Raw genomic sequence first — 25,322 nt, 5'->3', positions numbered from 1 at the left:
CCCCAGCCCTGCCCCGCCACCGCCCAGGGCGCCTTGGCTGCCGGAGGCATTGGCCACCGTAGTACTGGTGGAATTACCGGCCAGGCGGCCCAGGTACCACTGCACCCCCAGGTCCAGTTCGCCGGTGAGCTTGACCTCCAGAATGCGGGTCTCGATCTGCACTTGCAGCGGTGGGTTGTCGAGGCGTTTGATCGCCGCTTCGATTTCTTTCCATTGCGCCGGGCGGGTGCGCACCAGCAGTTGGTTGCTGCTCTTTTGCGCGGTGATGCGCGTGCCCGCTTCGAGGTCGCTGGTGGGCGATGCCTGGGTGTTTTCGGCAGGCTCGGATTCAGGTTCTTCGGCTGCGGGCACCGGGGCGCTCGCCTGCAAACCGGCACTGGTGGATGAGGACAAGGTGGTGGTACGCAACCCCGGCGCTACTTTCGCCGGGGCGTCATCCTTGATCGCGCCATTGCCGTAGATCTGCCGCAGGTACTTGGCCAGATCGCCGGCCTTCATATTGCGCACGTCGTACACATACATCTGCGGCTCGTTGCCGCCGCCCTCGTCGATGGTACGGATCCAGTCGCCCACTTCGCTGAGGTACTGGGGCTGGGAAGAAATCGCCACCACCGAGTTGGTGCGCTCGACCGGCAAGAACCGCAGCATGCCGGCCAGGGGTGTGCCACTGTCCGCGCCGAACATGGCTTGCAGCTCGGGCATCAGCTCGGCCACCGAGGCGCGTTGCAGGCCGAACACCGCCACCGACATGCCCTTGAGCCAGTCCACGTCGAAAGTGTCGATGGTGTCCTGGTAGTTGGCCAGTTCGTCGGGCGTGCCGGCCAGGCTCAGGACATTGCGCGCCGGGTCCACCAACAAAAAAGCGTTTTCACGAGCGAAGGGTTTGAGCAGTTTCTGCATCTCGGTGGCCGAGATATAGCGCAGTGAAAACAGACGTGCCGAGAGGCCGCTGGCCGGTTGCGCCACGCGCATCTGCGGCACCAGCTTGCCCGCCACTGCCTGGTTGGCCGGCAGGATCACATAGCGGTTGCCCTGTTTGATCATGGCGTTGTCGGTCCAGGACAACAGGGTTTCGAGAATCGACAGCGCTTGCTGTTTGTCTACAGGCTTGGAGGTGGAGAAGCTGACCGTGCCCTTCACGCCCTCGGCGATGCTGTAGTTCTCGTGCAGCAGGTCGCCCATCACGCTGTTGATCACGGCCTCGATGGGCTGATCGGCGAAGTTGAACACGATGTCGCCGCCCTGCTCCGGCACGTTTACGGGTGCCGCGGGCTGGCGCACAAACGCTTGATTGCCACGAATGAGCTGGCGCTGCGGCGGAGCCTGGGTGGCAGGTGGAGCGGTTTCGGCCACAGGCGCCTGAAGCGGCGGGCGTTGTGCGCCGGTGCCCTGCAGGGCCTCGTGCAGCAGGTCGTCGTCCGGGTCGAGGGTGTCGGGCAAAGAGCCACAGCCGCCCAGGGAAACGGCGGTAGCCAGGCAAAACAGCGAAGTGCGCATATCAATCAAGGGAGAGACTCGCGGGGATGTGAGATCAGGGGTAACCGCTTACCGTAGAGGCTCAGGGTCTGGGTGCGCCCGTCCAGGGCAAAACGAGCGTATTGCGGGGTCAGGTGTTCCAGGCGCCAGCCGTTGGGCAACGCCTGGCCCAAGCGCACCGTGAGCGTTGGGCCACCGGCTTGCTTGAGCATGGCCATTTGCAGGTTGCCGGTGATCATGATGCCGCTGAGGGTCAGGTTGGCCAGGCTCGCCACTTGGGTTTTACCCACCTCCCGGTCCGGACGGCGATCCGGGCTGAACAGCGGCGCTTGCCAGGTACCGGCAAGGTCTTGCAACGCTGGCGTGGGAGCGGCCTGCACCTGGAACGAGGGTGGCGCGTGCACCGGCGCATCGGGTAACCACCGGGGGGCGTCGCCGATGCTGCTGAGGATCATCGCCATCAACAGCCCCAAGAGCCCGGCCACGCCGAGCCAGCCCCATTCAAGAGGACGCAAGGGGCCAATCATGGTGCCACCCGCGCCGGTTGCAGGTAGCCGCGCACCAGCAGTTGCACCGCCAGCTTGCCCGCCCCGCCACTGGCTGGCGCCTGTTTGTCGCGACGAATATGCAGCTCATCGACGAACAGAAAAGGCGGTTGATATTCCAGCCCATGCAGGATCGCGGTCAGCGGTTCGATGGCGCAATTGAGCGTGAGGCTGACCTTGACCTGACGATAGGGCTCGCTGTCGTTCTGTTCAGGCGTGATCGGTTTGCGCTGGGTCAGGTTGCAGCCGCCGCCGAGGTTGGCGTGGCTGTTGATCAGGTCGGCGAGACGCTGCATCAGGTCGGCGGCGACCACGTCCGGGTCGTCCCCTGGCAACAGGCTGGCGCTGCTGGCCGGGTCTTGCTGTGCTTGCGCCAACTGTTCGCGCAAAGCATCGCCCTGGCGTATGACGCTGGCATAGCGCTGCTGCTGTTCACGCAACTGTTCGGCCTGTTCACCCATGGCCCGCAGCGGCCCGGCGAACCAGCTGTCGATCAACAGCCAATAGGCCGCGCCGAGCACCAACGCCAGGGTCAACAAGGCGGCGCCGCGGCGTTCACGGCGTGTGAGGGGTCGGCGCATCGGCGGCCTCCTGGCGTAAGTGGGCACGCAAGGCAAACTGGTCCTTGCCGGTGCGTGCGTCGGGTTGGATCACCCCTTCGAATTGCGCGTTGTCCAAGCGCTGGCAGCCTTTGATGCGGCTGATCAGGCCACTGGCCTTGGCGCTCTGGCCGGAGAAACTCACCTCGCCGTCCTTGACGTCCAATTGGTCGAGCCAGGTGTCTGCGGGCAGGCAACTGGTCAAGTCATTCAGCAGCGCGGCCAGGGGCGGTTGCGCCCGTTTACGCTGGCTGAGGTACTGCGCCGCGCCACGGGTGTTGAGCAGTTGCTGGCGCAGGGCGTGCACCTGGGCGACCTCGGCTTTTTGCTGTTGGACAGTGGCGTGCATGCTGTCGAGTACCCGCTGGCGGTCGTTGAGCCACAACAGCATCGCCGCGATCAGCAACGCGCCGCACAACCACGGCAGGCTGCGCTGCAATTGCTTGCCGGCAGGCCGCGAACGCGGGCGTAACGGCGCGGGCAGCAGGTCGATACCCAGGCCCGCCACATCCACGCGGTGTGGGTACAGGCCGAGGGCGGCGCAGTCAGTGAGGACCTGGTCAAGGCGCTCGCGCAGGATCGCCACCACCCTCACCTCCAGGTGGCTGGGTGTGCGCCGCTCCTGGCGGGCGACGAAATAGAGCTGCCCGGCGTTGAACGGGGTGTAGCGGTCCAGTTCATAGCCAACCACCTCCACGAGGTTGCGCGCGGCAGCCAGAGGCAGTTGCACGCTTTGCTGCAACACGGCATCAGGAGCAAGCATCAGCACCTGGCGCGCATTGCCTGGCAACACTGGAGCCGTCAGCGGCCAGTGATGAACCTGCTCAGGCGGTTCCTGGAACGCCAGCCACTTCGGCACACAGCCGCGTAACTCCGTGAGCCACAGGCGCCAGCCTTGTTGCAGCAGGCTGCCGCGCCAGTAGCGGGCAATCGGTTCGAGTTGAATCATTCTTGCCACCGCACCACCCGATAGGGCTGTGCGCTGTCCTCCGCAGGGCTCAATAAAAGGGTCAGTCGCAGGCGTGCCTGATAGCCGCCGGGGCGCTCGGCGCGGCTGTCGATTTCCACGACCTGGCCGGGGTCGACGCCCTCGGCGTCCTGGCGTGGCAGGTTCAACGCCTTGCGCATCAGGGGGCTGGCGAATGCCGGAGCGGGCCGGTCGAGGTCGCTCCACAAGGTGATGTGCGGCAGTAGTTGGCTGTAGAGCGCCGGGGTCATGCCGGGAAGTTGACGTACCTCCTCCAGCACCCGAAACGGCGCCAGGCCCTGATGGCGGCGAGTCTCAAGGGCCTTGGCCAACTGCTGGGCCTGAACCGGTGTGGCGCCGCAGGCCAGGGCCAGGCGCGTGAGGTCCTGGGGGGCAGCGTTGACCAGGTACAACTTGCCGCGCTCACTGCGCAGACTGACCTGCAAGCGGGCGTCGTCGAAGGTCAGCGCAATAGGACGCCCGTCCGCCACCCACTGCCCTTGCGCCATGACCTCTGCGATACCGGCCTGGGCGGCCAACAGTGTCTGAGTGTGCTGGCGCAGCCATAGCGCCTGGCGACTTTGCAGTTGCACCCACCCGGCCAGGCCACCCAGCAATACGCTGAGCAAGGCCAGCACCCACAACACCAGCAACAGGGCCGCACCGCGTTGGCGCTTCATTCTTCGCTGCTCGCGCTGGACAGGTTCAGGCGCAGCGCAACCACCTGGGCGACCCATGGCACCGGCCCGTCGACAGAGGCGTCGATACGCACCGCAGTGGGCAGGCGCCGGGGCCAGGGCCACGGGCTCAACCAGTCGGTGGGCTGGCCCAGTGGCGAGACACCGCGATAGCTGAACTGCAGCGCCTCGACGTCATGCAAAAGCACCTGCGGCTCATCGCGCTGCGCGTTGGCGTGGGAGGCCCTCTGCGAAAAAGCCACCTGCAGATCCTGCCCGACCCGTTGCAGGGTAAAGCGCTGGATACCCCCGCCCAATACACCGGGCAAGGTCGCCACAAACTGCAGACGCTCAGGCGTGCCGATAAAAAAACCTTCGGCCTGGCTGTCATCGTCAGTGAGCTTTAGCGGCAGCGCCTCGCTGATCGAGGTGCGCAAAAACTGTTGGGCGGCGCGCATTTCATCCAGGCTGACGGTGTAGGCCTGGGCCTTGGCCACCGCCCGATTGGCCCCCAGCAACGCTGCGCTCACCAGCAGCAACAACACCGACAGCAAGCTGAGCACCACGAGCACTTCCAGCAGGGTGAAACCCTGCTCACGGCGCTTCACAGGCGCGCCTTCAAAGTGCTGAAGTGCGCCTGATGCGCGCCTTCACGCACGTTAAGGTCGAGACGAAACAGGTGCGGCTGTTGGCGGGTACTGGTCAATTGCCAATAGATACCCTCGAGTTCGCCTTGGCGGGTTCCCTCCGTCAGCGGGCCGGCGGCTTCCTGGTCCAGCAGCGTGAGCGCGGCATGGTTGAGGCGGTCGCTGCGGGCCACCTGGGACAAGGCGCGCGCGCTCTGGCCGAAGGCAACCAGCAACACGCTGCTGCACACCGCCATCAACGTCAGGGCGGCGAGCATTTCCAGCAGGGTGAAACCGGCCTGGTGCTTCATGGCAGCGCCTCGGACTGCACACTGCCGGTAAGCCAGCCAATGTCGATACGCCAACGACGGCTGCCGTTGGCCAGCAGCAGGTTACCGCCTGTGGAACTGCCGTCGGGATAGAACACCACGGCGGCCCCGGCCTGCTCGGCACTGTGCAAGGTCACTTGCACCTGCGCTGGCCACTGCTGTGACGCACGCCCTGGGGCCTGGAACGAGCGGCCCTGGAGGTCGAACTGAGTGCGCGCCGCCTGGCCGCTGACGATGGCGCTCGCCCGCGTGGCGCGCAGCGCCTCGACCATCTGCGCGACCACCCGGCGCTCCTTGGCCACCTGCAGCCCTTGCCGTACACCCAACCCCAACAACCCCGCCGCAATGCCGATCAATAGAATGACGACCAGCATCTCCAGCAGGGTAAAGCCTCGCTGGGTCACGGGCGGGTTATTCCCAGTTGCCCAGGTCGGCACTGTAGCCCTCGCCGCCGGGTTGGCCGTCCTGGCCGTAGAAGATCAGGTCGAAGGCACCGTGCTCACCGGGGAAGCGATAGCCGAACCCGTGGCCGAACGGGTCTTTCAGCTCCGAAGGCTTGGCGTAGGGGCCGGACCAGTTGGAAGCACTGGCCGGCTTGTCGAGCAGTTGTTGCAGGTTGTTGGGCGGCGCCCCCACGTCCAGGGCGTAGCTGTCGATCTTCATGCTCAAACTGGCCAATTGCGCCTTGCCCGCGCCGTACTTGCCCTTGTCCACATTGCCACCGACCTGGCGCACCACAATGGTCGCGACAATGCCCAGCAGCACGATCACCGCCAGCATTTCCAAAAGGGTGAAGCCGCCTTGGCGGTGTCGGGTTTTCATCGGTTCTGCTCCTTGAAAGTTCATATATGGCTGGTGAGGCTCATCAGCGGCAGCATGATCGCGAGCATGATCACCGCCACCAGCACCGCCATGACCACGGTCAGGGTCGGCACCAGTGCAGCGAGCAAGCGTTCGATGGCGCGCTTGGCCTCGACGTCGAAGATGTCGGCGACCTTGAGCAGCATGCTGTCCAGTTCACCGGCCTGTTCACCGACTTCAATCATGTGCAGCGCCAGCTCCGGTAGCAGCGGCTGGCGACCGAACGCATCGGCCAGGGTGCCGCCGCCCTTGACCCGTTGCGCGGCCAGCGCCACTTGCGCCTGGAGCGCACGGTTGCTGCAGACTTGCCGGGCGATCACCAGCGCGGGCAGCAGCGCCACGCCGTTGCTGAGCAACGTGCCGAGGGTGCGGGTCAGGCGGGCGGCTTGCACCCGTTGCAATAGCGGGCCGATCACGCGGATGCTCAGCAGGTGACGGTCGTAACGCTCACGGCGAAGGGGATCGCGCAGGCGCGCCGCCAGAATCCACCCACTGATCGACAACCCGGCCAGCACCACCAGGCCATAGGCGCCGAGGAACTCGCCGAGCGCCAGGATCACCTGGGTGATCAGTGGAATCGGTACACCAAGGTCCTGAAAAATCGGCACGAATTGCGGCACTACATAGGCCAGCAACAGCGCCAGGGAACCCAGTACACCCACCACCAGGAACGCCGGGTAGATCAGCGCATTGATCACCTCGCCGCGCAGCAACTGGCTACGCTCCAGGTAGTCGCTGAGCTGGCGCAGGGTACCTTCCAACGCCCCGCCGGCTTCACCGGCGCGCACCATGCTCAGGTACAGCGGGGAAAACGTGCCGCCCTCCTCCTCCAGCGCAGCCGACAGCGGTTTGCCGGCCTTGACCTGGTCGCGGATACGCTCGATCAAGGCCCACACCTGAGGATGGCGGGCTTGCTTGAGCAACAGGTTTAAAGCGCGTTCGAGGGGCTGGCCGGCGCCCAATAACGTGGCCAACTGCTGGGTGAAACTCACCAGCGCGGCGCCCTTCAACTGCCCGCGTGCCTGGCGCAACAAGGGGCTGCTGGCCGTTTCGATGTGCAGCAGCAACCACCCGCGCTGCTGCAAGACGGCGACAGCAGCCGCCTGGTCAATGGCCTGCAACGTGCCGTTCTGGGCCACGCCCTGGCTGTCCAGGGCACGGAACTTGAACAGGCTCACACGTCATCTCCACGGGTGACACGCAACACTTCTTCCAGGGAGGTGACACCGGCCAGGGCCTGGCGCAAACCGTCTTCATACAAGGTGCGCAAACCCGCGCGGCGGGCGGCGTGCTCGAGGCTGGCGGCGTCGGCGTGGCCCATCAGCAGGCCACGCAACTCGTCGTTCATTACCAACAACTCAGTGAGGGCACTGCGGCCGTGATAGTCACCGCGGTAAAGCAGGATCGGACGCTGCTCGGTCAGGCGATCCAGGCCGTGCTCCTTGATCAGTTCCGGCGGGGCCTGGAAGGCCACGCGCGTGGCCGGGTCCAGGCGCCGCACCAGGCGCTGGGCGAGAATACCGCTGACCGTGGAGGCAATCAGGTAGCTCTCCACGCCCATGTCCAGCAAGCGCGTGATACTCGCAGCGGCGCTGTTGGTGTGCAGGGTTGAGAGCACCAAGTGACCCGTGAGGGAGGACTGTACGGCGATGCGACAGGTTTCCAGATCGCGGATTTCGCCGATCATGATCACGTCCGGGTCCTGGCGCACGATGGCGCGCAGCGCTCCGGCAAAGTCCAGGCCGATGGCGGGCTTGACCTGGATCTGGTTGATCCCTTCAAGCTGGTATTCCACCGGGTCTTCCACCGTGATGATCTTGCGTTCAGCCGTGTTGAGTTGCGACAGCGCGGTATAGAGCGTGGTGGTTTTGCCCGAACCTGTGGGCCCGGTGACCAACAGGATGCCGTGGGGCCGCGTCAATAGATCCTGGAAGGCCGCCAGGCGCGGGCCGTCGAAGCCCAGGCTGGGGAAATCGAATTGCACGGTTTGCCGGTCCAACAGGCGCATCACCACCGACTCGCCAAAGCTGGTGGGCACCGTGGACACCCGCAGGTCCAACGCTTTGCCCTGGATGCGCAGCATGATGCGCCCGTCCTGGGGCAGGCGTCGTTCGGCGATGTCCAGGCGCGCCATGATCTTCACCCGCGAGATCACCGCCGCCGACGAACTGGCAGGCGGTGCTTCGGCGTCGTGCAGCACGCCGTCGATGCGGTAGCGCACCTTGAGTTGGTTTTCGAAGGGTTCGATATGGATATCCGAGGCGCGCTGTTCCACGGCGCGCTGCAGGATCAGATTGACCAGGCGAATCACTGGCGCTTCGGAAGCCATGTCCTTGAGGTGTTCGATGTCCTCCAGCACGCCGCCCTGCTCATCGAGGTTTTCGATCAGGCTGCCCATGGCGGAACGGCCCTGGCCGTAATAGCGCTCGATCAGCGTCTCGACTTCATTATGCGAACCGACTGCCAGCCAGACCGGCACCTCACAGGCATACGCCAGGGCCTGGAACGGATACCACTGCGCCGGGTTGGCAGCCATTACGCGCAACCCGCCCTGATGCCAACCCATCGGCACTAGCTGGTAATGGCGCATAAAGCGCTCGGTGAGCACGGGAAGCGGGTCGAGCAACGGCGGCGCCGCGTCGGCCACCAGTAGTGGCGCATCCAGCAAATCGGCCCAGGCGCGAGCCAGTTCGACTTCGGACACCAGGCCCAGGCGCGTGAGTAAACCGAGCAGGTCGCCAGGCTCAGTGGATAAACGCTGGGCGCGTTCCAGATCAGCGATTTTGAGCCCGGCGTGCTGCATCAGCCACGCGCACACTTGGTCGGTGTGCGGGATCTGCATCTTGCAAGCATCGATGGGCGCTGACGACATCATTGAGGAATATCTAACGTTGCGAAAAGTATGGCTATTTAGAACTACCGAACAATGCCATTAGTTCGCCATAGCCCAGGCAGGCGTTAGCCGGGTGTATCGACTGGAAGTTATAGCCCTAGTTCCGGATAAGGGGGTAATTAAATACAAAACATTGCCCAATGCACTGATTTAGAGCGTTAGCAGCCAATAGCCACTAGTTGCAATTAGCCATAACGGCGGGTCATTCAGGTGCTCTCTCTTTCAATTAACTGACAGTGCAAAAGATTCAAGCGCTTAACTTCATCGGTGGCTAATACGCCCAGACTTTGCAGGACGCGTGTGGCAGCGAGTACACCAATCTCCAACGCGGGTGGCTGGAGGGTGCTGAGGCTGGGCAGCAACATGTGGGCAAACGGGTAGTCGCCAAATCCCAATACGGCGCAGTCCTGGGGAATGCTCAGCCCGGCGCGTTGACCGGCCAGCAAACCGCCGGCGGCGAGGTTATCGTTGGCGAAGAAAATCGCGTCGGGCGTGACCGCCTGCCCCATCAGCGCTTCCATGGCCTGCTTGCCGGCTTCGAAGGGCGCACGGTCGGCGTCCGGCACAAAGACCCACGGCTGCACACCCAACTCGGAGAGGGTCGCGGTAAACCCATCGCGCCGCTCCAATGCGCTGAAGTCGCCCACTGCACTGTTTTGTACGAAGGCGATGCGCCGATAGCCTTTGCCATGCAAGTAGCGAGCGGCGGTGACGCCCACTTCATGATGAGAAAAACCCACTTGCAACGGCGCGCGTTCCGGCACGTAGTCCCAGGTTTCGACGATCGGTATATCTACCTCGGCGATCATCTTCTCGGTGCCAGGGCTGTGAAAGCGGCTGGTCAGCACCAGCGCTGCCGGCGACCAGCCGAGAAAGGCACGCACCGCACTTTCCTCCTGCTCGACGCTGAAATAGCTGGAGGCCAGCAACAGCTGGTAGCCGTGACGACTGAGGGTGTCGCTGAAGCCCTGCAGCGTATTGGCAAAAATCGGGCCCGAGATATTCGGAATCACCATCGCGACGATTTTGCCTCGCGCAGAGGCCAAGCCACCGGCCACCAGATTGGGCACATACCCCAATTGCGCCACCACCTCGGCGATACGCTCGCGGCGCTCGGGCGAGACCTGTTCAGGTTGGTTGAAGTAACGCGACACGGTAATGGCCGACACCCCGGCCTGGCGTGCCACGGTGTTCAGGGTGACGCGTCCGGCGCCCCGGCGTTTGCGCGGTGGATGTTCGCTCACGAAATAGCCCTATAAAAAAGGAATATAAAACTAATTTTTTAGTATTTGACGCTCTAAACGGCCCGCTTCAATAATGCCGATGTTAGCGCTAACAAAGCGCGCTGTCTGCTACTCGCTCGAGCGAATGCCCAAGACATGTTCACAGGCGCTGACGGTCGCAGAACCGCAGCGGACCAGGGTATTTTTTCGAGCGGGCACAGCATGCATAACTTTCCACGGCACACCCATTTGTTGCTTCTGGCCGGCCTCAGCGCCTTGCCCGTCTGCGGCGCTGTTGCAGCTGATGAGCAGGAACCCACGCTCCAATCCGTGACAGTCACCGCTACCCGCCGCGAAGAATCGCTGCAAAAAGTCCCGGTGGCCGTCTCGGTGCTTGAGGGCGAGCAACTGGAGCGTGACAATCGCAACGAAGTGGCGAGCATCGCGCAGCAGGTGCCATCGCTGAACTTTCGCACCGGTGCTTCGAACAAGGACACCTCATTGTTCGTGCGCGGCGTGGGCACCATTTCTACCTCGCCTGGAGTGGAGCCCACTGTGGCCACGGTGATCGATGGCGTGGTCTATGCACGCCCCGGCCAGGCCACCCTCGACCTGCTGGACCTTGAGCGCATCGAAGTACTGCGCGGCCCGCAAGGCACGCTGTTCGGCAAGAACGCCTCGGCCGGCGTGCTGAATATCACGAGCAAGGCGCCGACGGCCCAGACCCACGGGTTTATCGATCAGTCGTTCTACAGCGGCAATGAAAGCCGCACGCGCTTCGGCATCGGCGGCAGCCTGGTACCGGAGGTACTCAAAGGCTCGATCAGCACCTTGTTCGGCAGCTACGACGGCAACGTCGACAACCGCCATAACGGTCAGGAGGTCAATGGCTACAACCACAAGGGCGTTCGCGGCAAGCTGGAGTTCACGCCCAACAACGACGTGAAGCTGACCCTGATCGCCGATTACATGCAGTCCCACGATGACGCGCCCAATGGTGTGGTCAGCAAGTCCCTGAACCCGGCGTTCAGCAATGCCTTGAGGCCGGTGCGCGCCTCAAGCGACAACCGCGATATCAACACCGATACCCGCAGCCATGTGCAAGACACCAACAAGGGCCTGTCGGCACAGTTGGACTGGAACCTGGGCGACTACACCCTCACCTCGATCACCGCCTGGCGCGGCTGGGACAACATTCAATATCAGGATGGCGACCGTCTCGGCACGGTCACCGCCGCATTCCCCGGCACCGCTGACAAGGGCGACCTGGCGTTCGACCAATACTCCCAGGAGCTGCGCCTGGCCTCGCCCAAAGACGAGTTCCTGGAGTACGTCGGCGGCCTGTTCTACATGCATGGCAAGGATGAGGAGACCTATCAGCGCACCCTCACCACCACGACGCGTGTCGATAGAGGCATTGCTAACTACAAGACCACCAGCGACAGCTACGCGGCGTTCGGCGAGACCACGCTCAACTTCACCTCGCGCTTTCGCGGCATCGCCGGGTTGCGTTACACCCATGACGACTTGAAGTACGACCATCGCCGCGTGTCCACCTCGCTCACCACCGTCAGCGGCATCCAACCGGCAACATCAAGTTCGGGTTCGGTGGATGAGGACGGCTGGTCCGGTCGGCTGGGTGTGCAGTACGACCTCAGCGACAACATCACCAGCTACCTCACCTACTCGCGTGGCTACAAAGGCCCGGCCTATAACGTGTTCTTCAACATGCAGCCGCGCGACACCGACGCGCTCAAGCCGGAGACTTCCAATACCTGGGAAGCCGGAATCAAGGCCACTGCCTGGAACAACCGCCTGACCACCAACCTGGCGGTGTTCCACAGTGACTACGACAACTACCAGGCCAACTTTTTCGACACCGTCGCCGGCCAAGTCGTGACACGCCTGATCAACGCTGGCAGCGTCAGCACAGAAGGCGTCGAGCTCGATTACGCGTTGCAAGCCACCCAGCAACTCAAGCTCTCCGGCGCCCTGGCCTATACCCGAGCGCGCATCGATCAGTTCGCGTGCCCGCCAGGCGCGGCGGCGACCTGCAACGTCAATGGCAAGCCACTGCCCTTCAGCCCGGACTGGAAAAGCTACGTGCGCGCCGACTACAGCATCCCTCTGAATAACGGCCTGGATATCGAACTGGGCACTGACTACAGCTGGCAGAGCGAAGTGCAATACGACATCAGCCAGAACCTGAACACCAAACAAGGCGCCTACGGCATCTGGAACGCCAGCGTGGCCCTGGTCGACTACACCAATGGCTGGCGCGTGGCGCTGTTGGCGAAGAACCTCGCCGACAAATCCTACTCACCGCTGCTAGCCAGCGGCGGCAACTACATCTACCGCGCCGTGCCTCGTGACGATGAGCGTTACTTCGGCGTGCAACTGCGCAAGGATTTCTAGCATGAGCCGTCAACTCAAACTCGGCGCCTTCCTGATGGCTACCGGGCACCACGTGGCCGCCTGGCGCCACCCCGACGTACCGGCGAATGCTGGCCTGGACTTCGCCCACTACAAGCATTTGGCACGGGTGGCGGAAGCGGCGAAGTTCGACGCACTGTTCGTGGCCGACAGCATCGCCGCCGCCACCGGTGAGGTCGCGAGCCAGATGGCGCGTTCGGATCATTTCGAGCCGCTCACCCTGCTCTCGGCCCTCAGTGCCGTGACCGAACATATCGGCCTGATCGCCACCGCTACCACCAGCTACAACGAGCCGTACCATGTAGCGCGCAAATTCGCCTCGCTGGATCACCTCTCCGGCGGCCGCGCAGGGTGGAACCTGGTGACGTCGGATAACGCGGCCGAGGCGCTGAATTTTGGTCGTGACGAGCACCTGGGTCACGCCGAACGCTACAGCCGCGCACGGGAATTTCATCAGGTGGTGACGGGACTGTGGGACAGCTGGGACGAAGACGCCTTCGTGCGCGACAAGGCCAGCGGGCGCTATTACGAACCAAGTAAACGCCATGTGCTGGACCATGTGGGCGAACACTTCCGAGTCAAAGGCCCCCTGAACGTGGCGCGCTCGCCCCAGGGCCAGCCAGTGATCGTGCAGGCTGGCTCCTCGGAAACCGGCCGTGAACTGGCCGCGCAGACCGCCGAAGTGGTGTTTACCGCGCAGACCTCACTGGCCGACGCGCAGGCCTTCTACAGCGACCTCAAAGCTCGCCTGGGCCAATACGGGCGCGAGGCCGATTCGCTGAAAATCATGCCGGGCGTGTTTGTGGTGGTGGGGCAAACCGAAGCCTTGGCCCAGGCCAAATTCGAAGCGTTCCAGGCGCTGGTCGAACCCAAGGTGGGGGTGGCGTTGCTGGGGCGCATGCTGGGTAATTTCGACCTGTCCGGCTACCCCCTGGATGGGCCGCTGCCGCAGCTACCCTTGACCGACAGCGGTCAACGCAGCCGCCAGCAACTGCTGAGTGAACTGGCCCAGCGTGAACAGCTGACACTGGCGCAACTGGGCCGACGCATTGCCGGTGGCCGCGGTCATTACAGCGTGATCGGCACGCCGATTCAGATCGCCGATGAACTGCAGCGCTGGTTCGAAGAAGGTGCGGCGGATGGCTTCAATATTCTGGTACCGCACCTGCCGGGCGGGCTGGAGGATTTTGCCCGCTGGGTGGTTCCCGAGTTACAGCGGCGCGGTTTATTTCGGCGCGAATACACCGGCACCACACTGCGCGAAAACCTTGGTTTGGTGCGCCCGGTCAGCCGTTTCAAGAAGACGCGATCATGAAGCCGCAGGTAAGACGGCAGCCAGAACGGCACTGCCGCAAACACCCCGTACAAGCCAGAATGTGCCGAACTTACAAATCTCCACGATGAACAACATGTACCTTATTGCCATCTGGATCACGCAAGTATGCGCCGTAGTAACCTTCACCATACTGCGGACGTAAGCCGGGCATTCCCTCATCCGATCCGCCCGCATGAAGCCCGGCGGTATAGGCAACGTCTACCGCATCTGGAGAGGGAGCCGAGAAAGCGACCATGCTGCCATTCCCTGCCCTGGCTTCGTTGCGATCATAAGGGCTGTACACATAAAAGCGAGGAAGAGCGCTATCTGGCTTGACCCAGCATGCCGACGTCGGTCCACCATCAGGAGTTACGGTGCGGCGACACAGCCCCAGCGGGATCAGTACAGCGTCGTAAAAAGCGGCAGCCTGATCAAGATCATTTGTACCAACAGTGATGTGACTGAACATCCGCGACCCTCCTTTGTTTTTGATGCGAGGGATTCTATCTTGCCTTTCAGGCAGAAGGTTACACAGTCACCATTGGCGGCTGAAAGACAGATACCCCGCCTGGCGACACTCCCCAGATAAGGTCCGAGCCCATTGTCATTGCTGAATCCTGAAGGAACTCATATAAAGGTTTCGGCCGAACCATGGCGTTCGATTCTCGGACGTCCGCTAAGATAAGGCAGTCGGATCTCATCTCATTCACAAAGCTGAGCGTGAAAATGCCGAAAGAACATAATTAACAAGTACATCCGAGAAGCGGGTGGGCTAAAGCGGGCACAGTAATCGCGGTATTGGTGCCTGCCCTCACACTGCTCGGTGGTGCGGGCTACCAACTCATGGAATTCGGTAACGTCAAAGCTACTGTTAAGCAGCAAAGCTTAAGAATTGATGAGTATCGAGAGCAAAACCGTAAGCTTTCGGACACCAGAGATGAACTGTCGAAAGAACTCAACTTAGTGAAATCGAAACTCACGGCAGCGGAAAATAAACTGGTAGAGGTCGATAAACAACTCGGCACTGCATACGCAACGATCGAGCATTACACCATAACGTCTGATCGACTCCAGAGGCAGCTCTCTAGGAACGACCCGTGCATCGCCATACAACAGACCATCGCGAAACTTGAGGCGACCCTGGCTCGTAATGATTACTTTCGCTTAGCGGATGATCGGAGGGAAGAGACGAAAGCCCAGATTATCGAACATCAGGGATCACTGAGAGCCTGCTTAGGCCGAGCCTAATAAACGCAATGGCGGAATGACTGAAAGCTCCCAGGGAGACCAACGAAGAATCATCTGGTCCGAGGCAATACTGGACCTGAATATCATTGAGATCACCGGGTAGTTTTTGTGCAAGTTTTTGCGCAGGCACAAAAAAGCCGATCTAGCTGATCGGCTCAAGTGTCTGATTTTACTCAGGAATAATGGTCGGGACGGAGTGATTCGAACACTCGACCCCTAGCACCCCATGCACGCAGTACACCTGTAAGACCTTGTTAAGTAGCTGTTTTTATTGGCGCTCGCTGCAATCGACTGCCCACAAGAGCTTACAAGTGCGTGAGAGAGTCACGCAAATGTCACGCACCCTCCCCGGCGTCCTGCCGACGAACACCACTCCCCAAACCTGCCACACCTCGATTACTGTACGCACATACAGTATTTGAGGTTCTAGCTATGAACGTAGACATGGACACCGATGATTGGCTCGGTTGCCCCACTCCCCTAGAAATGTATCAGCACCAGTGCTCAATTCTCGTAGATGAGCTGGTGGAGACCGAGCGCATGCTGCGTCGAGCGCGGGCGAATATCGCGGGCCTGGTGCAGATGAACGACCTGCTGTCCACGGAGAAGGCCAAGGCTGAAACGGAACTCAGGCAGGCAATGGCAGACCTGAGCCGAGCGAACGTGCATGCTTCAGAAATGAGCAAGGACATCATGGGCTTGAAGATGATTGCCAGCCAGAACGAGCATTTACGCAGGGAAAACCAGCGACTACTGCTTGAGCTTAGCGTTTACAAGCAGCCACTAGCCTAACTCGTCGGCATAGGCCGCAACTGCCTCCTCAGTCAGCTCACGCCACTCACCTTCGTTGATCAGCCCCTGTTGCTTGAGGTCGTCAGCCAGGGCCAGTCGCGTTTCGTAGCGTTCTTCCGGTGTGGCCGATATGAAGGTTGGATCGTTACGCAGCGCAAACCACGTCTCCATTGCGTTCACCTGATCAATGTTGATCGCCATGACGAATACCTCGGGCCAGTGTCTACAGTGTAGAGATTGGCCGGGGATCGGCTGTTCATCGGGGCCGACGAGCGGAGATGCTTATGTGCGGGAGACTTTCGCAGTACCGGGGGATCCACGACTTCGTTGCAGCGTTGAGCATGCCCAATGCTCTGGCGAACTCACTGGGCGATCAGCCGATTGAGCGGTACAACGTCGCACCGACAACCTCGGTTGCGCTGCTGCACCTGCAGGGCGACCTACTCCACGCCGATCCGGTGCGCTGGGGCTGGCGGCCGCACTGGGCAAAAGACCGGGCAGCGCCGATAAATGCCCGAGTGGAGAAGGTAGCCCACGGCCCGTTCTTCCGGGCGATCTGGCCGCACCGGGCGATCACGCCTATCGACAACTGGTTTGAGTGGGTGGATGAGGGCGGGCCCAAGAAGCAGCCATACCTCATCCGCCGGCGGGATGGTGCACCAATATACTGCGCTGCCATTGGCCAACTGCCGGACGCTGATGAAGGACCGGGCGAGCATGACGGCTTCGTCATCATCACCGCGGACAGCGCCGGGGGAATGGTGGACATCCACGACCGGAGGCCCGTGGTGCTGACGCCCGACCTGGCCCGGGAATGGTTGGACCCGGCCACGCTCAAGGAGCGCGCCGAGCAAATGGTTCTGCACCAGGGCGAGCCGTCCGACGTGTTCGAATGGTTCAAGGTCAGCATGGCCGTGGGTAACGTGCGGAATAAGGGACCAGAATTGATACGACCTTTAGGTTAATTGTCGTAGAAATACCACATGACAGACGCCACTGTGACGACCCATCCAAGGGTGAGCAGTATTGACAGCCCCGCAAGCCGCTTATCCATGGTGCCCTTCAGTTACCAAAATGATCGAAGTTAGAGCGCACCCGGCAATATTAGCTCAACGCACTCATCGTGCAATTGCGCGGACATAGGCCTGGCAAGCACGCAAAGCGATTATGGCGTTATCCCCGTCATCGGTGATGCGGATAATTCTTTGAGAATGCGCTGGGTCAAGTTGGGCTCGACGGGCTGCATGAACCACGCCGGCGGTGCCGGGGGTGGTAGGCACGTTGCAGCCACTGGCTGAATCCTCGGCAAGGAGGACTGACAGCCGGACATCAGCAGTAGCAAGCTGGTCACGCAGGCGAGCCTGGTTGCGCTGGGCATCGGATAATTCCTTTGTATGTTGTTGGTCCTGGCCAGCGAGCTGCTGCTCCAGACCCAGGCGCTTGCCCTGCTCGGCGCGGGCTTGGGCGGTGGCGGCATTACTGATCGCGGCAAGGTCATCCCCGTGCAGGACGGCCTGCTGGGCGAGCTTATTGCCCATCCGCCAGTCTTGAACCTGCCAGGTAACGCCCGCGGCACTGGCCATCAGCACCAGGATCAGCACCACCAGGCCGGCCAGCTTCTGTACCGACGTCATGCCAGCGCCCGCCGCACGCCTTCTGCCAACACCGCATCAGGGTAGGCATATCCGGCGTTCTCGTGATGGATGATGGCTTTGACGAAGCCAGCCATTACCACCGGGTTGACCAGGTCAATCTCGGCGCCAGGCCGGGTGCCGGTGTTCGCTTCGACCGCGCGCACGTACGCCGCAGTGTCGTTCTCTACCGAAGGCGCCCACCGGCTGATGATCGCCTTCACAGTTTTCAGGCCATGTTTGCGCTGATAAGTCAGCAGGAGCTTGCCCAGGGCGCGGATACCATTCTCCGGCGTGTCGAACCTTGCGAAGCGCTTCTCTAAAGCAGGGTCTGCCTTCAGCTGGCCCTGCCACTGGTTGGCCGGGTTGTAATCGATGTTGCCGGGGTTGTTGTTGCGTACCCCGCGAGTTTCGGTGATCGACATGCTTTTCTCCAGGCGTAAAAAAGCCCGCTCAATTGGCGGGCTGCTATTCTTCGGTCGATCTGAGTGGCGGCGGCGTATCGACCTTGGGCATTTCAAGCCGCACATCGATCCAGCTATTCAGCGGGACATCCATTGGCGCGCCACGGCCCGGCACCATCTCTCCGTCATCGGTGAGCGTCCAGCGCTGTTTGAATAGGCGAATGATGACAGTGCCATCCTCTTCCTGATGACTGTCGGTGATACCAAGCATCCGGCCGCCGTCTGGTGAGCTTGGGTCGTGGGTCCGCCAGCCCTCCAGCGCCAAGCCAAGACTTCCCGTCACCCGATACTCGCCAACGCCGAGGCGCTCAACAATAACGCCGCGTGCTTCATCGTTGGCCACACCCCATTCGCCGGCGGGGAGAAACGATTCCTCTTGGAGGTCGCGGCGCTCGCTGGCGGACACACTCGCGATTCTCAGGATTGGCGATGCCGCAGAAAGCGCACCGCCCGAGCCGCGGGTGGTGTTGCCTGTGTGATAAAGCTTGTATGTGGGGCCGAAGGCGCCGCCACTGTTAGATTCCGTAGTTCGAAAATGTAAGTTACCGGTACCTTGAGAAACGGGAATGAACAACTGCGCCTCGAAGTCCTGGGCGTAGGGAATACGGATAACTGTGCAGTACGACAAGCCTGAAGACGAGCCTGGAGCGCCAAGCCTGGAAAAAGCACCACCTTGGCCGGGTTCGCCAGGCCTATCTGCTTGATATGTCGTCGGCGCATTGTTCGAATAAAACCCACTGTAAGTACCCGCAGGGATAAGCTCGCCTTCTTGCAGCCCGAAGCTTTTAGTTGAGGCAGCGCCTAACCCTAAGCCTTGCCGGGCAGCACTCTGCGTAGTCCCGCCTGTTCCGCCTTTCGCAACGGGCAGCGCCGCAGGCAGCTGTCCGTTAGCCGGAGCCCCAAGGGCAGTATAAAGCTCGTTCGAGTTGTCGTTATTCTTCTGGCTGGCAGTGCGGAACGTATCGCCGCCTTGACCTGTCGGCGCCGTGCCAAGATTAATGCCTTGTCTTGCCATTGAATTAAACCCCTATACGAAATGAAAATTAAACAGCCAGCTTCCCAAATACCGCAGAGAGCGAAAAGTATGTTGGATTCGTCACGGTAGTAACGCTAAATCTGATAAGCCCGGCCGGGAAGTCATATCGCAGCCCCGTCCCTCTAGACTCATTATTTCCCGCCATCATGGGCATCCTTGCATTATTGATCATCAAGTAATCACCTAGTGCATAGTTGAGAGGAACCGAATACCAATTTGTTATTAGCCCTTGTCCGCTCTGCTCCGCGTGCGTAAATGTCCAGTTTTGCGCGACCCTTGTGAATACTGCTGCCTGAACAGCAGAGTCAAATATCTGTTTTCCATCCGCGCCCCACATTCTTAAGCCATATGTGGACAAAGACTTGGATGAAAACGCAGCTACGAATATGTTTCCAGAGTGAACCTGACCAGATGTAACGGTAGCACCGGTCCACGCCCCCGCCGATCCTTCAAGAAGAACGCCAAGCTGAATCAGCGAGCCATTATTTGGCGGCCTGATAAAAACAAGGGGCGGTTCCTGAGTGTCAACCACATTCTGAAAGACGACGGACGCGCCAGAGTTATAGGTACCCTTATGAAAGACGCACAATCTCGCATATTCAGAGTCTAGGGATATAGCGCCAGAATCATTTACCACTTGTAACCCGTAATTCATCACGCCCACCTTGCAACAATGAGACGCATGGTTGCGGAAGAGAATGAATCGGAAGGACGAGCCTTGAGAAAATTCCTAACATAAACTTCGTTCGTGCCCATTTCGCACTCCAACTGCCTGTTAGATACGACCTGCGAGTTATCGTTATTGATCGGTAACAAAAAGCATATCGCGTTGTTTGTGGTGCACCCTGGCGCTGCAAACGTCCTAGTGCCCAGCGGTCCTGAGGAATAGGACACAAGTACCGACAGAACAATCCTATAAGTGGATATGCTTGTATCGAACTCAAAGGTGCCGTTAGGAGACCAAATTCTTAAGCCGGAACTCATTCTGTTTGGTCTCCTAATTGCAGTCTTTTGACGTTGTTTGCGTCCCAAAAGCGCAGAGATCTGTTCGTCATCATTGATCGCCCTTGCCCAGGAGCTACACCGTTGATTTCGAAGGTTCCGTCGAAAAACAATTTCCAGCCTGTCTGCCCTGCGACGTAGTTGTTCGACTGGATGTAGCTACCTATCTTCGCGTTGGTTATCGTCCCGTCCTGGATGAATGCCGACTTGATATAGGTTTCTGTGCCGTTCACCGCGAATGGCACGCTTGACCCTGCCGCCCCTACCTCGCCGTTGTAGATTGCAAACTGATCCGCCTGGATGACGAAGCGCGAAGTAACCTGACCGTTCGCCCCAGTCTCAATGCCAAGTCCTACGCCGGTAGAGTAAGGCGCCCCATTCACATCGAACTTGAATCGGAACGAGTAGGTGCCGGTGATCTTTCCGTTTACGTCTTGGTTGATGCTTGCTTGTTGCTGGAACTGCTGCGTGTGTCCGTTGACGGTTGTTTGCAGCTGAGTAGTCTGGCTTGCGGTGGCTGACGCCTGATCGGATACCGTCTTAATCTGCGTCTGTACGGTGGACTTGTTCCCGTCAAAATCTGAGCGAAGCGCCGTTACTTGGCTGGTTGTAGCGGTCTGCTGGTTGACGAGCGCGGTCGTTGTCTCCTCATAGGTGGCGTAGTTTTTGATAACTTGAGCTTCGACAGTTTGAGTCAGCTTGCCTTGGGCGTAGTCACCATCGGTAATAGCAGACTGGATCGACCAAACGCCCGCATAGCCCTGGGTTCCGCCAGCCAGGTCATTCTCAGAACCAGCCATAGGCGCGTTGATTTCAGCGTAAACGCCATCAATTCGCTCCGTCTGCGCGGTCAGCTTGTTATCAACGTTGGTTACTCGCTGATTCACTTGGGTAACGTTATTTACCGTAGCCGCCAGGCCGGTTACCGGGTCATTTACCTTTGTCTGGAGCTGGGTAAGCTGTTCCTGAGTGGCAACCACCCTCCCATCGACTGCGGTGATTTCCTGGTCAAGGTTATCAACCCGTATTGCCAAAGCGTTCGTTTCAGTGAGGATGTCGCCGACGTCTTTCCAGTTTTCGCTGGGAGGCTGCGAGCCACTGTTAGCCTCCAGGGCTTGGTACAGCTTGTTTCCCTGGCGAACGATGTCACCCTTGACGTAAGCCTTTGCTGCATCCCACAACAGCGCATCAACGTATGGCTTGATTTGCTCCTCTAGATCCTTTCTAAGCTGCTCATTTCGAGCGTTTACGGAGCCAGGCCCATCTCCGTCAATCAGATCGATGCGACCGTTAAGGGCTGGAGCCAACGATGATTCATCAATCTGCCCCTTGACCTGCTCAAGGAGCGGCCAAGCATCCGAAACAGACTGTCCCATCACTCCGTTTACGGTCGGATAGAAAGGGCCAATGTTCCCGGTACGATCAACCAGGCGCGCCCAGAAGAACAGCGTAGCCCCGGATAAAAGCGACTGCATACGGTAGTCGGCCTGCGGATATGCCAGGTCGGCCAGCTTCGTCGCCGCCTCCAGGTTGTTCGCAGGCCCATACCACAGCTCGGTCCGCTGGGTGTCCTCGGCGCCAGCAGGGAAGCCCCACTTGATGCTGATCCCGAACAGCTCTCCTTTAGTGGTAAGGGACGAAACTGCCGGCGGAAGGCCGGTCTTGCCTTCAAGGCTGGTCAGGGTAGAGCTTTTCCAGATCGACGAAATTTCGAAGGCGCTCACCGAACGCACACGTGCGAGATAGGCGCCCGAGTAGATGCCGGTGACGTCAACGCTCGTCGAGCCGGTACGCTGCACCTTGATCCAGTTGCCGCTGTCCTTACGCCACTCCACGTCATAGGCGACGGCGCCAGCGACGGCTGGCCACGAGATGTTCATAGTACTGATGGCCAGGCCCTGGTCGATCGATACGTTCGACGTAACGGTGACGCTCGCCGGCGGCGGTACCACAGTGATCGGTATCACGCTGATTGGGCGTTCTTCCAGCCGTGCTCCGGTGTCGATGCTGGGGAACTTGCTTGGCTCGTACTGCAAGGCGCTGATGTCGTAATCACCCTCTGGCGTCCGGGCAGTCCTCATAACCCTATATAGAGGGATTGCCAAGTCGTCAGCGTCGATTGCCCACTGAAGCTGTGCAGCCGGAGCCTCGCTGTAAGCAACCGTCACGGTTACATTGCGACCGCTCACGCTTTCCACGGTGCGCCCTTCTGCTCGCCCGCCGGGAAGGTTGATCACCAGCCGGTCGCCGGCCTTGGCCAAGGTGTCGCGGTCCAAGGTGATGACCTTCCCCGCCGCCGCTGCGATGCGCCCGCCGATCTCCCAGCCCGCCAGCAGCGAGTCGGCGACGGGAATGATGAAACCAGGCAACGGGATACGGCCTTCCATGCCGGTCCTGAAGCTGATCGTGCGGTCCTGGTTGTTGCTCAGGACCAGCCACTTTGCCCGGCGCTGGGCCTCAGATGCGCGAGTGCAGCCGATGGCACTGATCTCCGTAGGCTTGTCACCCAGCCGGCGCTGGAGTGGAAGGTCGGAATAAACCGTAACGTCGGTGTCGTAGTTGTTCAGTGGGTTGTCATAGCTGACTAGGCAGCGAGTAAAGCGGGTCTTCGCCGATGCGCTGCCGTAGGAGATTTTCCCGTCGATGACGTTGGATCGGGTGAAGACGTAGTCGATGTCTTGCGCCCGAGGCATATCAGCCTGCATAACCAGCTGGCCCTGGGCCCAGTATGTCATGCCGCGGTAAATGCCAGCGATGTCACGCAGCAGGGACCAGGCGTCGGCCTTGCCCTGCAGGTTCATGTCACACAGGAAGCGCGGCTCAACGCCGTCCGCACCATTGGGCACCATCTGGTCGCAGTACTGCGCGATGCGGTACAGCTCCCACTTGTCCACCATCCACGGCTTGATGCGCCGGCCAAGGCCGAAACGGTCCTGGGTGCAGATCCCGTAGGTGATCCAGGCCGGGTTGTTGGTCCAGGCCTCTTTCATGGTGCCGTCCCAGGCGCCGGAATAGGTGCGGGCCACTGGGTCGTAGTTGCTCGGCACCTGCCAGCGGCGGGCTTTGCACTTCACGGTAACGGCCGGGATATTGGTGAATTGTTCGGCGTCGAACTCGATAAAGAGCAGTGCGGTGTTCGGGCAGCGCAACTTTGCGTCGATAACCTGGGTGTAGCCAGCGATGAAAAGGCTGTCCGCGATTTTGTCGGTGTTCTGGTTTGGGGTGATGCGGCGAACCCGAATCAGCCAGCCACTGGTGGCCGGTGGGAGATCGATACGCATGGACTTTTCGTAGCGAGTGGTGGCCTTTCCTGTAATGGCTCCAACCAATACCTCCTGATACGCCCCGCCGTCGGTGGCGACGTCGACCGCATACTGGATGCTGTAACCACCAATATTCCCTTCTGCGTCCTGGCTCGCCAGGCGTGGAGTGGCCAGGCGAATGCGTGCCGCCGACAGCTGTAGGTTGGTAAGCGACTGAACCCATGGGGTACCGCTGCGCAGCTCGATATTCAGCGAGGTCTCGTTGTCTACAGACGGAATACCCGGGATATAAGTTTGCTCAACAGAGCCAGGCCGCCAGTCCCACTTGACGTTGGTGAAGTTGAAATTGCCGCTGGCATCTTGGATCGGGGTGTTGTCGAGGAAGATATCGCGCGCGGTTGGTGTGCCATCGAACTCACCCTCGCCAACGGCGATCAGAATCTTGGCCACGTTGGTGGAACGCAGGCTGTCGGGCGCCTCTACCGGAGACTTGGGCTTGCTCTCGCCACCTTTGGCACCGTGAATATCCAGCTTCTGTGCTGCGCCCATGCTTTCCTCCAGGCAATAAAAAACCGCCTCTTGGGCGGCCTGATCGATGCTTCGTAGTTATGTCTTGTCTTCGGCGTAGATCGATGCCGAGATAATCGCCCCGCCCCACCGGCGCTCGCCGATGCAGATAGGGACGGGGTTACCGCTGGCCGTGGTGTTCTTGGCGCTGCCGAATGCGTAGCTGGGCATGTTTTCAGGCGAAGCGCTCTGCTTGAGGCCGGCGGCCTGTGGGCTGAGCATCTGGATCACGCCGCCGGCAGTCAGGGCGATACCCGGCGCTAGGGTTGCGCCGTTGGTTATAGTGCTCATGGCAATGAGGATGACGCCAAGAACTGTCTGCAAGAGTCCTGCTCGCTTCGCACCCTCTACCACTGGAACAATCCTGACCTCCTTTGTGCCTCCCATGCCGAACTGATCCTGCCCGGCGTTCTTCCGGTTGCGGAAGATGGCAAAGCGAAGTCCGAGCCTGTCAAGGCGCCGGATCTCGGCTTCGAACCCTTCAATGGTTGCCTTCAGCGCCCTGAACACCTCCCAGGTATCGCCCGAAGCAACCTGGCGCCGATGCAGCCTGCCAAACCTTTGGGCCAGAGACCCGGATAACTTGATGATAGTCATCGGTGAATAACTGATGGCGCTCATCGGGCCTCCTTGTGTCGAAGAATCAAACGGGTGCGCTGCAGCCACGGGCCACCGTATACGATCACCTCGGACGGCCGGTCATACAGGTGGTGCAGCACAAAGGGGCCAGGGCCGAACACGCCGGAATCTTCGCCAGGCAGCGCCGGCTCTGTCCCCAGGTATATCCCTGCGTGGTTTGGGTGGGCCGTTCGGCCGACCTCCATCACGATCATGTCGCCGCGCTGCGGGCTGTCGACTTGCTCAAAGCCCGCGGCTGCGTAGTTCGCCTCGTACAAGCTGGTGCTGTCTGCGCTCTCCCACCAGCAATCAGCGCGCTGGAAGGACTCGAACTCAAGCCCCCACTCGCGCTGGTACCAATCAGCGCAGACCTGCCAGCAGTCCCAGGCGCCATGTACGAACGGGCGCTTGAGCAGCGGTGTGCTGCCGGTCGGCGTGATCGTGCGCAGGTCGCCTTCGGGCCAGGACAGAATGTGCCAGGGCAAAGCCGTGGCCTCGCACATCGCCAGGTCTCGCGAAGACGGTCTGCTGGTTGCGTCCGGATGAGAGTGCACGATGCCGATCACCTGACCCTGGTCTTCCGCCGCGGCGTAGTCCTCTGGCTCAAGCCGGAACTCTTCGTTTGGCTCGGTTGCTATGTTCCGGCACGGGAAGTACTTCTGGGCCCGGCCCACGGCCAACAAAAGCCCACAACACTCCTTCGGATATTCGGCCGCCGCATGAGCCTGGATGGCCGCAATGATGTGTTTGCGCATTA

At 60.8% G+C, this 25,322-nt stretch carries 26 protein-coding genes; 5 read left to right on the top strand and 21 right to left on the bottom strand.

Going from position 1 to position 25,322, the window contains the following annotated elements; genetic code table 11:
- The 12 genes from JFT58_RS28940 to JFT58_RS28885 form a co-directional block, all read right to left on the bottom strand.
- On the bottom strand, nt 1-1,497 hold a 1,497-nt coding region (locus JFT58_RS28940), incomplete at its 3' end, for a secretin N-terminal domain-containing protein (protein WP_198834837.1).
- A gap of 5 nt (nt 1,498-1,502) precedes the next feature.
- On the bottom strand, nt 1,503-2,003 hold the full coding sequence (locus tag JFT58_RS28935) for a hypothetical protein (RefSeq protein ID WP_054898353.1): 501 nt from the start codon (nt 2,001-2,003) through the stop codon (nt 1,503-1,505).
- A complete protein-coding gene (gene gspM / locus JFT58_RS28930) occupies nt 2,000-2,602 on the bottom strand; it encodes a type II secretion system protein GspM (RefSeq protein ID WP_032902001.1) in 603 nt (200 codons plus the stop codon). Before gspM ends, JFT58_RS28935 begins: the two co-directional genes overlap by 4 nt.
- Complete coding sequence (locus JFT58_RS28925; protein WP_054898352.1) at nt 2,577-3,569, bottom strand: PilN domain-containing protein; 993 nt, start codon at nt 3,567-3,569, stop codon at nt 2,577-2,579. The genes gspM and JFT58_RS28925 overlap by 26 nt, the downstream gene beginning before the upstream one ends.
- Nucleotides 3,566-4,267: a hypothetical protein gene (locus JFT58_RS28920; protein ID WP_054898351.1), complete on the bottom strand. Its 702-nt coding sequence runs from the start codon at nt 4,265-4,267 to the stop codon at nt 3,566-3,568. Before JFT58_RS28920 ends, JFT58_RS28925 begins: the two co-directional genes overlap by 4 nt.
- Complete coding sequence (locus JFT58_RS28915) at nt 4,264-4,872, bottom strand: prepilin-type N-terminal cleavage/methylation domain-containing protein (protein ID WP_054898350.1); 609 nt, start codon at nt 4,870-4,872, stop codon at nt 4,264-4,266. The genes JFT58_RS28920 and JFT58_RS28915 overlap by 4 nt, the downstream gene beginning before the upstream one ends.
- Nucleotides 4,869-5,201, bottom strand: a complete 333-nt coding sequence (locus JFT58_RS28910) for a type II secretion system protein (protein WP_054898349.1) — start codon at nt 5,199-5,201, stop codon at nt 4,869-4,871. The genes JFT58_RS28915 and JFT58_RS28910 overlap by 4 nt, the downstream gene beginning before the upstream one ends.
- The gene (locus JFT58_RS28905; RefSeq protein ID WP_054898348.1) at nt 5,198-5,623 is read right to left on the bottom strand and encodes a GspH/FimT family pseudopilin; all 426 of its coding nucleotides are present in this window, start codon (nt 5,621-5,623) and stop codon (nt 5,198-5,200) included. The genes JFT58_RS28910 and JFT58_RS28905 overlap by 4 nt, the downstream gene beginning before the upstream one ends.
- 7 nt (nt 5,624-5,630) lie before the next feature.
- Nucleotides 5,631-6,041: a type II secretion system major pseudopilin GspG gene (gene gspG, locus JFT58_RS28900; RefSeq protein WP_087715863.1), complete on the bottom strand. Its 411-nt coding sequence runs from the start codon at nt 6,039-6,041 to the stop codon at nt 5,631-5,633.
- Between the two features lie 20 nt (nt 6,042-6,061).
- Complete coding sequence (gene gspF, locus JFT58_RS28895; RefSeq protein ID WP_054898347.1) at nt 6,062-7,258, bottom strand: type II secretion system inner membrane protein GspF; 1,197 nt, start codon at nt 7,256-7,258, stop codon at nt 6,062-6,064.
- Nucleotides 7,255-8,922, bottom strand: coding sequence for a GspE/PulE family protein (locus JFT58_RS28890; RefSeq protein ID WP_371264153.1), 1,668 nt, complete (start codon nt 8,920-8,922; stop codon nt 7,255-7,257). The genes gspF and JFT58_RS28890 overlap by 4 nt, the downstream gene beginning before the upstream one ends.
- Nucleotides 8,923-9,179: 257 nt before the next feature.
- Entirely contained in the window at nt 9,180-10,217 is a 1,038-nt protein-coding gene (locus tag JFT58_RS28885) for a LacI family DNA-binding transcriptional regulator (RefSeq protein WP_054898346.1), read from the bottom strand.
- A gap of 201 nt (nt 10,218-10,418) precedes the next feature.
- Here JFT58_RS28885 and JFT58_RS28880 point away from each other — a divergent pair, with 201 nt between their 5' ends.
- Together JFT58_RS28880 and JFT58_RS28875 are read left to right on the top strand one after the other, a co-directional pair.
- Nucleotides 10,419-12,611, top strand: a complete 2,193-nt coding sequence (locus tag JFT58_RS28880; protein WP_054898367.1) for a TonB-dependent receptor — start codon at nt 10,419-10,421, stop codon at nt 12,609-12,611.
- A 1-nt stretch (nt 12,612) separates the two neighbouring features.
- Nucleotides 12,613-13,944 carry an LLM class flavin-dependent oxidoreductase gene (locus JFT58_RS28875; RefSeq protein WP_054898345.1) on the top strand — a complete coding sequence of 444 codons (1,332 nt, stop codon included), beginning with the start codon at nt 12,613-12,615 and terminating at the stop codon, nt 13,942-13,944.
- Between the two features lie 70 nt (nt 13,945-14,014).
- Here JFT58_RS28875 and JFT58_RS28870 read toward each other — a convergent pair whose 3' ends face one another.
- Nucleotides 14,015-14,413: a VOC family protein gene (locus JFT58_RS28870; protein ID WP_072446255.1), complete on the bottom strand. Its 399-nt coding sequence runs from the start codon at nt 14,411-14,413 to the stop codon at nt 14,015-14,017.
- A 374-nt stretch (nt 14,414-14,787) separates the two neighbouring features.
- Between JFT58_RS28870 and JFT58_RS28865 the strand changes: the two genes are divergently transcribed.
- Entirely contained in the window at nt 14,788-15,192 is a 405-nt protein-coding gene (locus JFT58_RS28865; protein ID WP_140915296.1) for a hypothetical protein, read from the top strand.
- 432 nt (nt 15,193-15,624) lie between these two features.
- A complete protein-coding gene (locus JFT58_RS28860; RefSeq protein WP_198834836.1) occupies nt 15,625-15,984 on the top strand; it encodes a hypothetical protein in 360 nt (119 codons plus the stop codon).
- Here JFT58_RS28860 and JFT58_RS28855 read toward each other — a convergent pair.
- Nucleotides 15,976-16,185 (bottom strand): hypothetical protein, encoded by a 210-nt coding sequence (locus JFT58_RS28855; RefSeq protein WP_057978572.1) that lies wholly within the window; start codon nt 16,183-16,185, stop codon nt 15,976-15,978. The two genes, JFT58_RS28860 and JFT58_RS28855, sit on opposite strands and share 9 nt — an antisense overlap.
- An 83-nt stretch (nt 16,186-16,268) precedes the next feature.
- On the opposite strand from JFT58_RS28855, the gene JFT58_RS28850 reads away from it, so the two are divergent.
- Complete coding sequence (locus JFT58_RS28850) at nt 16,269-16,949, top strand: SOS response-associated peptidase family protein (protein ID WP_057978574.1); 681 nt, start codon at nt 16,269-16,271, stop codon at nt 16,947-16,949.
- A 153-nt stretch (nt 16,950-17,102) separates the two neighbouring features.
- Here the strand turns inward: JFT58_RS28850 and JFT58_RS28845 are convergent, their stop codons facing one another.
- The 7 genes from JFT58_RS28845 to JFT58_RS28815 all read right to left on the bottom strand — a co-directional run bounded on the left by JFT58_RS28845 (nt 17,103) and on the right by JFT58_RS28815 (nt 25,320).
- Nucleotides 17,103-17,618 carry a lysis system i-spanin subunit Rz gene (locus JFT58_RS28845; RefSeq protein ID WP_057978576.1) on the bottom strand — a complete coding sequence of 172 codons (516 nt, stop codon included), beginning with the start codon at nt 17,616-17,618 and terminating at the stop codon, nt 17,103-17,105.
- Nucleotides 17,615-18,040, bottom strand: coding sequence for a structural protein (locus JFT58_RS28840; RefSeq protein WP_082631627.1), 426 nt, complete (start codon nt 18,038-18,040; stop codon nt 17,615-17,617). The genes JFT58_RS28845 and JFT58_RS28840 overlap by 4 nt, the downstream gene beginning before the upstream one ends.
- Nucleotides 18,041-18,083: 43 nt before the next feature.
- On the bottom strand, nt 18,084-19,094 hold the full coding sequence (locus tag JFT58_RS28835; protein WP_198834835.1) for a phage tail fiber protein: 1,011 nt from the start codon (nt 19,092-19,094) through the stop codon (nt 18,084-18,086).
- A 28-nt stretch (nt 19,095-19,122) separates the two neighbouring features.
- On the bottom strand, nt 19,123-19,770 hold the full coding sequence (locus tag JFT58_RS28830; protein WP_057978641.1) for a hypothetical protein: 648 nt from the start codon (nt 19,768-19,770) through the stop codon (nt 19,123-19,125).
- Nucleotides 19,771-20,095: 325 nt separating this feature from the next.
- Complete coding sequence (gene gpJ, locus JFT58_RS28825; protein WP_198834834.1) at nt 20,096-23,929, bottom strand: TipJ family phage tail tip protein; 3,834 nt, start codon at nt 23,927-23,929, stop codon at nt 20,096-20,098.
- Nucleotides 23,930-23,986: 57 nt separating this feature from the next.
- Nucleotides 23,987-24,568 (bottom strand): tail assembly protein, encoded by a 582-nt coding sequence (locus tag JFT58_RS28820; protein WP_198834833.1) that lies wholly within the window; start codon nt 24,566-24,568, stop codon nt 23,987-23,989.
- Nucleotides 24,565-25,320, bottom strand: a complete 756-nt coding sequence (locus tag JFT58_RS28815; protein ID WP_198834832.1) for a C40 family peptidase — start codon at nt 25,318-25,320, stop codon at nt 24,565-24,567. Before JFT58_RS28815 ends, JFT58_RS28820 begins: the two co-directional genes overlap by 4 nt.
- Nucleotides 25,321-25,322: the final 2 nt, after the last annotated feature.

The sequence above is a fragment of the Pseudomonas sp. MF6767 genome, assembly GCF_016405475.1.
GTDB classification, from domain to species: Bacteria; Pseudomonadota; Gammaproteobacteria; order Pseudomonadales; family Pseudomonadaceae; genus Aquipseudomonas; species Aquipseudomonas paracarnis.
Note: the sequence above shows the minus strand (reverse complement) of the source record. Positions and strands in the feature narration are given on the sequence as shown.